5 protein-coding genes are annotated in these 13,735 nt (G+C 67.5%); 4 read left to right on the top strand and 1 reads right to left on the bottom strand.

Features of this window, described 5'->3' with window-relative positions; all coding sequences use genetic code 11:
• The first annotated feature begins 1 nt into the window (after window position 1).
• Window positions 2-1,765, top strand: a complete 1,764-nt coding sequence (locus tag SM757_RS24030) for a PAS domain S-box protein (RefSeq protein WP_322467335.1) — start codon at window positions 2-4, stop codon at window positions 1,763-1,765.
• Window positions 1,766-1,853: 88 nt separating this feature from the next.
• On the opposite strand, the gene SM757_RS24025 is transcribed toward SM757_RS24030, so the two are convergent.
• Window positions 1,854-2,609 carry a septal ring lytic transglycosylase RlpA family protein gene (locus SM757_RS24025; protein ID WP_322467334.1) on the bottom strand — a complete coding sequence of 252 codons (756 nt, stop codon included), beginning with the start codon at window positions 2,607-2,609 and terminating at the stop codon, window positions 1,854-1,856.
• A gap of 368 nt (window positions 2,610-2,977) precedes the next feature.
• Here SM757_RS24025 and SM757_RS24020 point away from each other — a divergent pair, with 368 nt between their 5' ends.
• From SM757_RS24020 to SM757_RS24010, 3 genes are all read left to right on the top strand, one after another.
• On the top strand, window positions 2,978-4,531 hold the full coding sequence (locus SM757_RS24020) for a TolC family protein (RefSeq protein ID WP_322467333.1): 1,554 nt from the start codon (window positions 2,978-2,980) through the stop codon (window positions 4,529-4,531).
• Window positions 4,532-4,550: 19 nt separating this feature from the next.
• On the top strand, window positions 4,551-5,375 hold the full coding sequence (locus tag SM757_RS24015) for an efflux RND transporter periplasmic adaptor subunit (protein ID WP_322467332.1): 825 nt from the start codon (window positions 4,551-4,553) through the stop codon (window positions 5,373-5,375).
• Window positions 5,376-5,579: 204 nt separating this feature from the next.
• Window positions 5,580-13,735: DUF4347 domain-containing protein (locus SM757_RS24010; RefSeq protein WP_322467331.1), on the top strand; the 8,156-nt coding region annotated here is incomplete at its 3' end.

The raw sequence follows: 13,735 nt of genomic DNA, 5'->3' as shown, positions 1-13,735 counted from the left end.
GATGCGCCATGCCGACGTAGGACTTCAACGCTCCATGCTGTGGGCCGGCGTGGTGCGCCGGCTCTTCGAGGGGGCCCTGGGCTTGTTGCCGGCGCTGGCCATTGCCTACGTCTATGCGTTCCAGGACCCCGCGCTACGCCTGGAGAGCCACCTGTTCCACCAGGTGGCCATTGCGGTGGCCACGCTGGAAGGCATCTTCATCTCCTATGTGGCCTGGCGCTGCTACCTGCGCTCCGGCGAGGTGATGTTGCGCTGGGTGACGCTGGCGTTCTCCGGATTCACCATCGTTTATTCGCTGCACGGCTTCTTCACCCCGCTGGCGCACCACAACCTGTGGCTGTTCATCCTTTACGGGCCGGCGTCCCGGCTGGTGGCCGGGTGGTGCCTGCTCATGGCGCTGCTGCGCTTCAACAGTCCGCCGGACGCAGCGGCGCGCCGTGCCGATGCCGGCTACTGGCTGCGCTGGGTGGGTGGGTTCCTGGCCGTCAACGTGGCGGTGGGCGTGCTGGCGCATTCGCCCCTGGCCGGAGCGCCGTGGGTGCGCATGTCCATGGAGCTGGGCTCCATCGCGCTGTATGTCGTGGCGCTTGGGCTGCAGGCGGTGCGCGGGCTGCGCTCGCCGCTGATGAAGTACGCCGCGCTGGCCTTCGTGTGGTTTGCCTTTTCATCGGCCAGCTTCCTGCTGGCCAAGCCGTGGAACCACCAGTGGTGGCTGGCGCACGGCATCTTTGCCGTGGGCTTCTCGGTGCTGGGCTACGGCATCCTGCGGGTGTTCCTGGCGGCGCGCTCGTTCGAGCATGCCTTCAGCGTCGAGGAGCTCACCGAGGACCTGGCCCAAACCAACGGGCGGCTGCGCGAGGCCATGGAGCGGCTGGAACAGGTCAACCGCGCGCAGGGAGCCCAAATGCGGGCCCTGGAGGTGTCGCGGGCGCAGTTCGAGGCCTTCTTCGACCTGTCGCCCGACGGCATCTTCGTGGTGGACGGCAAGGGGCTGGTGCTCAAGGCCAACAGCCGCGCCGAGGGCCTGTTCGGTTATGGCGCGGGCGATCTGGCCGGGATACAGGTGGAGGAGCTCATCCCGGTGGAGATGCGGCTGCACCACCAGCGCGCGCGCAGCCTGCACCAGTACTCGCCGCAGACGCGGGCCATGGGCACCGAAAGCCGCACGCAAACCTGCCTGCGCCGCGACGGCTCGACCTTCAGCGCCACCATCAGCTTGAGCAGCCTGATCTACGAAGGCCGCCAATGCACCGTCACCTTCGTGCGCGACGTGACGCGGCTGCTGCTGCGGTACGAGGAGATTCGCCAGGAAGACCGCGCCTCCATCCGCCAGGGCCATGTCCTGGAGCAGCTCTCGGCGCAGTTGCCTTTCGTCCTGTTCCAGTTCCGCCGTGCCCCGGATGGGCGTTATGACTTTCCTTACATGAGCCCCAAGGTGACGGACATGCTGGGCTGCGAGGCCGATGCGCTGCGCGCCAACATCAACCTGTGGTTTTCGTGCGTGGATCCGGCAGCCCTGGCGCCGCTGATCACCTCCATCGAGCGCTCGGCCGCCGAGCGCAGCCCGTGGACGGCGCAGTGGCAGATGCTGCGGCCGCACGGCGAGGCGCCGTTGCCCTGCGTGCTGAGCTGCTCCGCGCCGGTGCAGCAAACCGACGGCTCGCTGGTGTGGACGGGCTACATGCGCCGCGCCCAGGAGCGGCAGACGGATGCGGCTCCCGGCGGCGTGGGGCTGGCGGCCCAAGCTTCCGAGCCCATGGTCTGAGGCCGTGCCGGCCCTGCGGCCTGGCAGCTGTGCTGGCGACGCCTGATGCGCCAACCCGCGCGCTGCGCGTTGCGCCCGCCTTGCAGGCTCAGTCGTCGTCGCGGGCGCGGGCAAGCTGGGTGCGTGCCATCGGGTCGCGTGCGCCCTCGCCGGGCCGGGTGCTGCCGTCGGGCATGGGCACCGCGATGGGCGTCACTTCCACGGGGGCCACGCCGTCCTTCTCGCTCAGTCCCACCGCCCGCGCGGTGGCCGGGGAGAGGTCCACGATGCGCCCCTTCACGAACGGCCCGCGGTCCTGAATCTTGACCACCGCACTGCGGCCGGTCTTCAGGTTGGTGACCTTGGCCACCGTGCCCAGGGGCAGCGTCCGGCTGGCTGCGTTGTGGTGGTTGAGCCGCATGCGCGAGCCGTCGGCCATGCGCCGTCCCTCGAAGCGCCGCGCGTAGTAGGAAGCCTGGCCCACGCGCTTGCGGCCGGAGAAGTCCAGCCGTGCCTGCGCCGGGCGCAGCTTGGCCACATCGCCCGCGCGTTTTTGCTTCGCCACCCGCGCGGCCGAAGCTTTGGCCGGGCCCCCGGGCCTTGCGCCGACGCCCGCGCTGCGCTTGCCGGGCGATTTCGCGGCCGTTGCGCCGGTCCTGTGCGCACCGGTTTTGTAGGCCGTGCCGCCGGCACGCGGTCCCGGCTTGTCGGCGGCTTTCACCGGGCCGCGCTCAGCCGCGCTGGCCTTGGTCGCCGCCGCGGACTTGGCCGCGGCGCTGCCGGACGCCGCACCGGCGTGCAGCGTGCAGGCCAATGGCAGCAGCGCGGCAAGGCAGTGGCAAAGGAGAGGGCGCAAGGATTTCATGGCAGGAGGACCACGCGGGCCTGGGCGACGCAATGTTTGCGCAGTCTCGGCCGTGCCGCGCTGCGCGTCGGCCAGCCATTTGCGGACAGCTGCGTAGGACATTGCCTCGCCGCCAGTGGAAATTTTTGGAGTTTTGTTCGAAACAGAACACTTGCTCCAAGCGATTGTTGGTTCGTAAACACCCTAAACTCGGTGTTGTTGTCTCCATCTGTTACTGGCTGGCAGGGTGCCTGTGCGTGGGCGATGCCGAAGCGGGTCCGGGCCCGAACCCAGCTTGCCTGAACGGGTCGGTACGCACGCCATCGGAATGTCTGCCGTCGAGGCCCGTGGCCGTGCCAGGGTCTCTCATAAGATTTCGGGAGTTTTTCTTGTTTGCCTCTTCCAAGTTCGCCCTGTCGTCGGGGCTCGTGGCGGCGATGCTGCTCTCCGGCTGCGCCTCGCTGGTTCCCCAACCGCTGACGCCGGCTGAAATCACCGCCACTGGTGCTGCGGACCGCGCCGCGATGCAGCGCGACGTCGAGCCGCTGCAAGGCATGCTGACGCTGGAAGAGGCGCTGGCCCGCGCGGTCCAGTACAACCTGGATCGCCGCACCCGCATGCTGGACGAGGCGCTGGCGCAAGGCCAGCTCGAAGCCGGCCAGTACGACATGCTGCCGCGCCTCATGGCCAATGCCGGCTACCGGCATCGCGACGAGGAGCTCATCACCCGCAGCCGCAACTTCAAGACCGGGGTGCTTTCGCCGTCCGATCCTTTCGTTTCCACGGCCCGCTCGGCCTGGAGCACGGACCTCAGCTTCACCTGGAGCCTGCTGGACTTCGGCCAGAGCTACTACGCCACCAAGCAGAACGCCGACCGCGTGCTCATCGCCAAGGAGCGCAAGCGCAAGGCGCTGCACATCCTGATGCAGGACGTGCGCACCGCGTTCTGGCGCGCGGCCAGCGCGCAGAAGCTTGCCGCCGAGGTGCGCGCCACGCTGAGCCAGGCCGCCGAGGCGCTGGACGATTCGCGCAAGGCCGAGGCCGAGCGGCTGCGCAACCCGCTGGATGCGCTGCGCTACCAGCGCCAGTTGCTGGAGAACGTGCGGCTGCTCGAAGCCATAGACCAGGAGCTGTCCACGGCGCGTATCGAGCTGGCCTCGTTGGTGAACCTGCCGCTGGCACGCGACATCCGCGTGGCCGAGCCCACCCAGCCGCTGAGCCGGCGCTGGCTGGACACGCCGGTGGAGCAGATGGAGGAGCTGGCCATCGCCCGCAACGCGGACCTGCGCGAGTCCTTCTACAACGCGCGCATTGCCGCCGACGAAACCCGGCGCGCCATGCTCAAGCTCTTCCCGGGCCTGTCCTTCAGCTGGGGCCCGCACCACAGCACCGACGAGTACCTGATCAACCAGACCTGGCGCGAAACCGGGCTGCAGCTGTCCTTCAACCTGCTGGGCGTGCTCTCGGCCCCGGCGCAGATGCGCATGGCCGATGCCGGCGTGGCCGTGGCCAACCACCGCCGCATGGCCATGCAGATGGCCGTGCTCACGCAGGTGTACGTGGCGCGCCAGCAGTACGCCAACGCACTGGCGCAGTTCGAGCGCTCGGACACGATCTGGAAGGTCGATGCCGACATCGCCAGCCACGTCGCCCGCCGCGAGCAGGCGCAGACCCAGACCAAGCTCGACCGCGTCTCCAACCAGACCGCCGCCATCCTGAGCCAGTTGCGCCGCTACCAGGCGCTGGCGCAGGCGCATGCCGCGGCCGGGCGGCTGCAGGCCTCGCTGGGCATGGAGCCCGCGCTGGAGCAGGGGCCGCAGGTGTCGCTGGCGCAGATGACACAGTCGGTGTCGACCTCGCTCAAGCAGTGGGATGAGGCTGAACTGACGGCACTGCCCTCTCTGGAGCCGGCCGCCCTGGACAGCGCGCCCGCCGCCAAGTAACCAAGCAAGGAAGTACCTCATGAAGTGCAGTGCTCTCGGGGCGGTTGTGCTCGGGATTCTGGGGTGGGCAGCGCTGGCTGCGCCCGCCTGCGCGGCCGATGCAGTTAAGCCCTCGCCGCCGTCCGTGGCCGCCGCGCCCGCGCCGCCCCCTGCAGGCACTGCGCCGTCGCTGGACAAGCGCGAGATCCGTGCCCAACTCATGCCGCGCCGCTACACCACGCTGGCTGCGGAGATAGGCGCCAAGGTCAGCCGGCTGCCGGTGGCCGAGGGTGGGCGCTTCAACGCCGGGCAGGTGCTGGTGGGCTTCGACTGCACGCTGCAGCAGGCGCAGCTCAACAAGGCCAAGGCCGCCCTGGACGCGGCCGACAAGACCTGGAGCGCCAACAAGCGCCTGGCCGAGCTCAACTCCGTGGGCAAGGTGGAGCTGGACGTCTCGGAAGCCGAGGTTGCCAAGAACCGCGCCGAGGTCGCCTCCAACCAGGCGGTGCTGAGCAAGTGCGCCGCTACGGCGCCCTTCGCCGGCCGCGTGGCCGAGCAGAAGGTGCGGGAGCAGCAATACGTCCAGGCCGGGCAGGCCCTGCTGGAGATCCTGGACGACTCCGTGCTGGAGCTGGAATTCATCGTGCCCTCCAAATGGCTGGCCTGGGTGACGCCGGGCACGAGATTCGAGGTCGCCATCGACGAGACCGGGAAAACCTATCCGGCCAAGGTGCAGCGCATGGGTGCCAGGGTGGACCCGGTGAGCCAGTCGATCAAGATCTCCGCGGCCATTGACGGCAGGTTCAGTGAGCTGGTTGCCGGCATGAGCGGCCGGGTGCTGATGGCACCACCGGCGGGGCGATGAGCCGCATGTCTTCGCGCGCCTGCCCCTGGGGATGCCCGGCTCCATGACCGGCAAGACCGCCGCATCGTCAGTGCCCCCTCTTTCCGCGACACCGCCGCCCAGGCCAGCTTGAGGCCGCGGCCTGTCGCTTCCCGTTTTCCTTGAAGCGAACCGTGTCCGCCTGCGGCACGGCCATCGTCGATTCAGCGCCTTTGGAGATGCGCCATGAACAAGATCCATCGCACCGTTTGGAACGAAGTGACCCGCAGTTTTGTGGCCGTGGCCGAGGTGGTGCGTGGACGAGGAAAGCGTTCGGGCAGCACCCAGGCCGCAACGCCCGCCGAGATGGAGCCTGTGTCCCAGCCGCCTCGGCGGGGCATTGCCCGAAGCGCTCTGCGGCCGCTGGCGCTGGAACAGCGCTTCATGTTCGACGGTGCGGCTCTGGCCACGGCCCTGGATGCCGCACATGCGCAGCCCGATGCGGCGGATCACGCCCCGGAGGCAACGGTCGCGGCCCAGGCCGCCGCTGCTGCGCGTGCGCAGGCCGAGCGTTCAGCCGACGTGGCAGCGGCCGCGCCGGCAGCGCCCGCGGGCCGCGTGATCGTCTTCATCGACGACCGCATCGCTGACCGCACGACCTTGGCCGATGCCGTCGTGCCGGGCGCCGAGGTCGTGATGGTGGACCATACGCGCAGCGGGATCGAGCAGATGAGCGCCGCGCTTGCCAATGGCGGCGAGGTGCAGGCGGTGCACGTCGTCAGCCATGGCAGCAGCGGGCAGTTCATCCTGGGCTCGGACGTGGTGGATGCCGCCGCCGTGGACCGTTTCGCGTCGGCCCTGCGCGGCATGGGCACCCACCTGAGTGCGCATGCGGACCTGCTGCTTTACGGCTGCTCCACCGGCCAAAGCCCGCAGGGACAGGCACTCATCGAGAAGATCGCCCAGCTGACCGGGGCCGATGTTGCCGCCTCCGTCGATGCCAACGGCAACGACAACCCGACTGGCTGGTCGCTTGAAGCCTCCACGGGCTCCATCGAAGCCAGGCTGCCTTTCGATGCGGCGCGCCTGCAGCAATGGGAGGGCTCGCTCGACTCGCGCATGATCAACCTGCAGACCAGCGCCGTGGCGTCCGCCACCGATGGCCAGAACAACACCTACCTGATGGGTGGTCTGAAGGCCAGCACCTTCGACTTCGGCGGCACCAGCCTGACGTTTGGCGAGAGCGCCGGCGTGTGGGTCGCCAAGTACGACTACACGGGCGCGCTGGCCTGGGTGCGGCAGTGGAACAGCCTCAAGGCCTACAACACGTACGGTGATTACGGCAGAGGCCTGGCGGTGGACAGCCAAGGCAACGTCTACGTGTCCATGAGCGTGATGGGCTCAGGTGCCGGCGGTACCAGCAACAACGGGTACAACACGCTGGACGTAGACCCGGGTGCGGGTGTCACCAGCATCACCACGACGTCCTTCAACAGCGCTGCCGTGCTGGTTAAGCTCGACAGCAGCGGCCTGTTCCAGTGGGAGCGCCATACGGGCGTGTCTGGTGACGGGGGGCGCGTGACGGTCGATGCCTCGGACAACGTCTACTACGTCGCCAACTTCCGGGACTCGGCCTCCATTGGAGGCGTGACGCTCACGAGCGGCGGCACGGGTACCCACCATTCCGTGATCAAGTTCAACTCGGCCGGCGCGGTGCAGTGGACCAAGACGGCCTACGCAGGCAACGACGTCAACGGGCTCAACGACATCTCGGTCAACGCGGCGGGCGAGGTGTTCCTCGCGGGGTACAACGGGTCGTCGCTGACCATCGACGGCGTGAACTACACCACCAACTGGTATTCGTCGGAATACGACGGATTGCTGTGGAAGCTCAATGCCGACGGCACGACGGCGTATGTGCGCAAGATCTCGGGCAGCGCCAACGAGCGCTACCTTGACCAGGTGCCCCTGTCGGACGGGAGCGTCATCGTCAGCGGCGCCTACAGCGCCGGCACCGATCTCGACCCGACGGCGGCCACGGTGACGCCCTCCAATGCCGGTGGCGCTGATTATTTCGTTGCCAAGCTCAACAGCAGCGGCGCCGTCGTGTGGAGCCTCACGGGCGGCGGATCGGCCGGGGATAGCGCCAAGCGCATGTTCGTCGATAGCGACGGCTCCATACTCGTCACGGGCACCTTCAACGGCACGGCCACCATCGGCGGGCAGAGTTTCACTTCGGCCGGCAACAACGATGCCTTCGTGATGAAGGTGAATACCTCCGGCCAGGTGCAATGGGTCAAGACCATAGGCGGCGCCTACCTGGACGACATCATCGAGATCGCGCCGCTGTCGGGAGGCAAGTACAAGGTCACCGCCGTCATCCGGGGTACCGTGGACGTCGACCCGGGCCCCGGCGTGCTCAATGCCAGCAGCGCCAGCTCCACGCTTGCGGGGGTTGCCGTCGTGACCTGGGACAGCGACGGCGCCCTGGCCTCCACACCTGCGCCGTCCGGCAGCAATGCCGTGCCGACGCTCACGACCGTGGGCCCCGTCACCGGCGGGGCAGAGGACACCGTCAAGGCCATCACGTTTGCGGGCCTGCAGGCCCTGGCCAACGAAGCCGACAGCGACGGCTCGGTTACGGGCTTCGTGGTCAAGGCCGTTTCCAGCGGCACGCTGCGCATTGGCAATTCCGACGTTTCAGCGACGGCCTGGAACGCCTCGACCAACGCCACGATCGACGCCACCCACCAGGCCTACTGGACGCCGGCCGGGAACGCCAACGGCACCCTTGACGCCTTCACGGTGGTGGCACTGGACGACCAGGCCGCGCAGTCGGCGTCGCCGGTATCGGTGAAGGTCGTGGTGGCCGCGGTCAACGACGCTCCAGTCAATGCAGCGGTGCCCGTCGTTACCGGCACCCATCGCGTCGGCCAGCAACTGACGGCCGGCAGCGGCACGTGGAGCGACGCGGACGGCGACAGCCTGAGCTACAGCTACCAGTGGTATCGGTCCAGCGACGCTGCCGGGTCGGGTGAGGTTGCCATCGCCGGCGCCACAGCGCTGAACTATGCGCTCACGGCATCCGACGCGCACAAATTCGTGCGGGTCGTGGTCACGGCCAACGACAGCCACGGCAGCAGCGACCAGACGGCAGCCTCTGTCCGTACGGAAGTTGACGTCGCCCTGACCAATCCTGAAAACGCCGTGGAGATGACGGGCACGACCAACGTCACGCTGACCAACGGTACCGTCGATCTGCTTCACTTCGCCCCGGATTTCTACAACGGTGGCGGGTATTGGCAGCCGAGCAATCTGTCCATCAGCGGCGTGCCGGTCATCAGTGGGTTCAACGCCAACGAGGACTTCATCGATCTTCGCAGCCTGGACTACTACGCCCTGGCTGGTGCCACGTTCGATACCGACTTTGCCGACAGCCAGAATGCTCCGGTCGTGGGGTCCGACTATTACTACACGACCTACACCAACTGGGGCAGCCTTTACAACAAGCAGTTCAGCATCTCGGGCAATACCCTGGGCGCCAACGGAGCCACCAAGGGCTTCCTGGTCGGTTATACGGACCAAAACAACTGGATGCCGGTCTATGCCTTCTTCAAGGACATTACCGGCACGCTGACGATCAACAATTTCCTGCTGCCCACGCTCACGCCGTCCAATACCGCCCCTGTCTTCGATGGCTCCACGACGTCGTTGTCCGTCGAATCGAATTCCTCGGCGGTGAGTGTCAAGTCGCTGCTTGGCGTCAGGGACAGCGACGCCAGCCAAACCTTGACGTGGACCCAGAGCAGTGCACCTGGCCACGGCACACTGAGCTTTTCCGGCGCGACGGCATCGTCCGGCGCGGGGACGCTTTCTCCGGGCGGCACCATCACCTACACGCCGGCAGCAGGCTATGTCGGCGCCGACACCTTCACCGTCCAGGTCAGCGATGGCACGGCCACGGTCACGCGCACCATCTCGGTCAACGTGATCGACAGCATCGCGCCTTCCATCGCCTCCATCACGCGGCAGACCGCCAACAGCAATGGCGTCACCAGCGCCGACACCTTGACCTGGCGCGTGGCCTTCAGCGAGCAGGTCGGGGGCGTGGACGGCTCCGACTTCACGCTCAGTGGCGCCACGGGCGTGTCGCTGTCGGTGAGTGCCGTGGACGGCAAGACCTACGACGTGACGGCCAGCGGCGGCAACCTGTCCAGCTACAGCGGCAGTGTGTCCTTGGCCTTTGCAGGAACGCAGAACATCAAGGACGGCGCCAACAACGCGTTCGTCGCCACGACCCCGACGGGTATCAACCAGAGCAGCTACACGCTGGACAACACGGCACCGGCGATCAGCAGCGTTGCCAGGCAAACGGCGAATACAGACGGCATCACCAATGCCGACCAGCTCACGTACCGCGTGACCTTCAGCGAAGCGGTGGACGCGAGCAGCGTGACAGCCGGCGCTTTCAGCCTCAACGGCACCACGGCTGCGGTGACCAGCGTGGTTGCCGCGGGCGGCAACGCCTACGACGTAACGGTGTCGGGTGGCGATCTGGCAGGCCTCGACGGTGATGTGACGCTGGTGTTCTCCTCCAGCATCAAGGACTTGTCAGGCAATGCGCTGGACACCGCCTTCAGCGGTGACGGCAAGGTCTACCACGTGGACAACACCGTCGGCATGCCCAGCGGTCTGGCCCTCGCCAGCGCTGCCGACGACACCGGCACGTCCGACCATGATGGTGTCACTGCCAACACCAAGCCGACCATCAAGGGCGTGGCCGACGCCTACAGCACCGTCACGCTCAACATCGACGGCACCGATGTGGGCACGACCTCGGCGGACGCCTTGGGAGTCTGGAGCTTCACGCTGTCATCGACTCTGGTGCCTGGCGTCCATACGGCCAAGGCCAAGGCCGCCGACACGGCCGGAAACACCAGCAGCTATTCGGCGGCTTACTCCTTCACGCTGGATACCGCAGCTCCGGTGCTCATTGCCGCGACCCCGGCGGACAATGCCGATGCCGTGGCTGGCGGTGCCAACATCGTGCTGAGCTTCGACGAAAGCGTGTTCGCAGGCAGCGGCAGCATCGTCATCACGAACCCTGACGATCCCGTTGATACGCGCACCATCAGCATTGCCGATGCGAGCCAGGTCACGATTGCCGGCAGCACCGTCACCATCAATCCTGCTGCCGACCTCAAGGGTGCAACGCATTACCACGTCCGCATCGACGCCACGGCCCTGGTGGACGCAGCAGGCAATGCCTACCTGGGCATCAGCTCGGCGACGGAATTGGATTTCACCACGGTCAACACCAAGCCCGTGAGCAGCGACGACCGCGTGACCTTGACGGGCAGCTCGCCGCTGCTGCTGGGCCTGGGCGACTTCGGCAACTTCAGCGATGCCGAGGGTGCCGCGCTGGCGGGGGTCAAGATCGTCAACCTCCCGCAGCCCGTGAGCGCGGGCTCGCTGCAGTATGACGACGGCGGCACCTGGACGGCGGTGAAGGCGGCGCAGGAGATCAGCGCGGCTGACATTGCCGCGGGCAAGCTGCGCTACGTGCCCACGGCCGGCGGCGGCATGAGCACCCTGCAGTTCCAGGTCAGCGACGGAACCGACTACTCGACGGCGGTCTATACGCTGACGGCGGGCCCGGGCAATGCCGCCTCCATCAACAGTGCCGTCAAGACCAGCCAGGTCTTCCAGGTCAGCACTGAAAGCGGCTTGTCGATCAGTGGACTGACCGCCTCGGGCGTGCCCACCGGATTGCCCAAGGGCTTCAGCATGCCGCTGGGCCAAGTGGGCTTCACCGTCGGTGGGCTGGTCCACGCCGGCGACACGGCCCAGATCTCGGTGGCCGTGGACGACACCAGCAAGATGACCACGTTCTACAAGAAGAACCTGGTCACGAACAAATGGGAAGCCGTGCCGGGCCAGGTCGTGACCAAGGCCAACGGCCAGACGGTTTTCTCCTTCAGCCTCACGGACGGCGGCGTGTACGACGCCGACCGCACGGCCAACGGCGTCATCGTGGACCCGGGCCTGCTGGTGGCGGACCTGAGCGCGCCGCTGGTGGCGGAAAACACCACCTACGTCACCAATTTGTTGCAGGCGCTGGACCTCAGCAGCCTGCACGGGCAAGTCAGCTTCGCGCTCGCCGGCACCGGGCCCGACGATGCCCGTTTCACCCTGGATGCGGCCACGGGTGTGCTGCGCTTCGCGCAGGCGCCTGATTACGAAGCTCCCACGGATGGCGGCGACGGCGCGGGCAACAACACCTACGTGGTCCGGGTCACCGCGACCGGCTCAGCCGGTGGCAGCGTGGTGCAGGAACTGGTGGTCACCGTGGTGAACGACAACGGCGCTCAGACCGGCGGGCCGCAACTGGTGCAGGGAGACGATACCGAGGTTCAATCAGGCCAGTCCTACTACCTGGATGCCGATCCTGACGGGGACGGAACGGGCTACACCTTCTTCGACGACGAATTCGCCAGCTTCTCCAACGGCTTCGTGCTGGTCCAGCAGATCGAGGGCTCGCGCGACGGCAACTTCGCCTTCGACGAGTACGGCAGCGACGCACTGGGCATCCTCGTCGGCATGGACCTGGCCTCGGCCGACCGCTTCATCGCGGCGGGCGAGACGGTGTTCTACTGCGGGCGCGCCATCGGCACGGTGGACGGCATCCTGGACGGACAGGACGGCCGCGACCTGCGCATCAACCTCTATGACCACGAGATCGATCCGGCCACCGGCGAAGCCGTCGATCCGCTGCAGCCCATCCGCGGCTACCACCTGTCGCAGACCGGCGTCCTGGGGCTGCTGCAGTACACCCTCCCGACCGTCGTGGACGGCGAGCACGCCTTCTCCGTAACGCTCAACGACGGCACGAAAAACTATGAAGCCGTGGTCGCTGGCGTGCACGGGACGGACGTGGCCGCGCCGGTGATCAGCGGCATCAGCCAGGACAGCGGCTCGTCCGATCAGGACGGCATCACCCGCAACACCACGTTGGCCCTGCACGGCACGGCGCTGGCCAACAGCAGCGTGACGCTGTACCTCGACGGCGTGGCCATGGGCTCCACCACCAGCGATGCCGCAGGCCAGTGGGCGTGGGACTACAACGGCACGGCCCTGGCCCAAGGGAGCTACCTGTTCACGGCCCGGGTCGAGGATGCCTCCATCAGCACCGTCAGCCGCGCTTCCCATGCCTACAGCGTGACGGTGGACACCAGCAGCCCGACCACCACGGTGGCCTCGGCAACCTTGTCCGCGGATACCGGCGCGGACAACACCGACTTCATCACCAGCACGAGCGCGCAGACGATCAGCGGCACCCTCTCGACGGCGCTGGCCGAGGGCGAAAAGGTGTACGTGTCGCTCGACGACGGCGACCACTGGACGGAGGCCACGGCGGTCGAAGGCCAGGACACGTGGACACTGGCAGGCGTCGTGCTTGCCGGCAGCGGCACGCTCAAGGTCAAGGTCACCGACATCGCGGGGAACGACGGCCCGGTGGCCTCGCAGGCCTACAAGCTGGACACCACCTTGCCCACGGTGACGGATGCGCATGTCGCCATCGCCGGCGGCACGGGCACGAGCGGGGCTTACAAGATTGGCGACACGGTCACAGCCACCTGGAACAACGGGGCCGCGGGCGACGCCAACGCCGACATCAGCGGCGTGACGTTCGACTTCAGCGCGTTCGGCGGCGGCACGGCGGTGACGGCGACGAACAGCGGCGGCGTGTGGACGGCGACGTACACCCTCGTGGCCGGCAGCATCGACGCCACGATGCGCAACGTGTCGGTGACGGTGACGGACGACGCGGGCAACACCACGACGAGGGCCGACACCACCAACGCCACGGTGGACAACATCGCGCCCACGGTGACCGATGCGAACGTCGGCATCAGTGGCGCCACGGGCACGGGCGGGGCCTACAAGGTCGGCGATACGGTCACGGCGACTTGGACCAACACGGGCGGCGACAACAACGCCGACACCATCAGCGGCGTGACGTTCGACTTCAGCGCGTTCGGCGGTGGTAGCGCCGTGGCGGCGACCAACGTCAACGGCGTGTGGACGGCCAGCTACACCCTCGTGGCCGGCGGCATCGACCTCACCAACCGCAATGTGTCGGCAACGGTGACGGACAACGCGGGCAACACCACGACGGCGGCGGACACGAGCAACGCCACGGTGGACAACGTGGCGCCCACGGTGACTGACGCCAACGTGAGCATCAGCGGCGCCAGCGGCACGGGCGGGGCCTACAAGATTGGCGACACGGTCACGGCCACCTGGACCAATGCAAGCGGCGACGCCAACGCCGACACCATCAGCGGCGTGACGTTCGACTTCAGCGCGTTCGGCGGCGGCACGGCCGTGGCGGCGACCAA

It is taken from the genome of Azohydromonas lata (assembly GCF_034427735.1).
Taxonomy (GTDB): domain Bacteria; phylum Pseudomonadota; class Gammaproteobacteria; order Burkholderiales; family Burkholderiaceae_C; genus Azohydromonas; species Azohydromonas lata.
The sequence above is the reverse complement of the archived record's forward strand: the minus strand, read 5'-3'. Positions and strand labels throughout refer to the sequence as shown.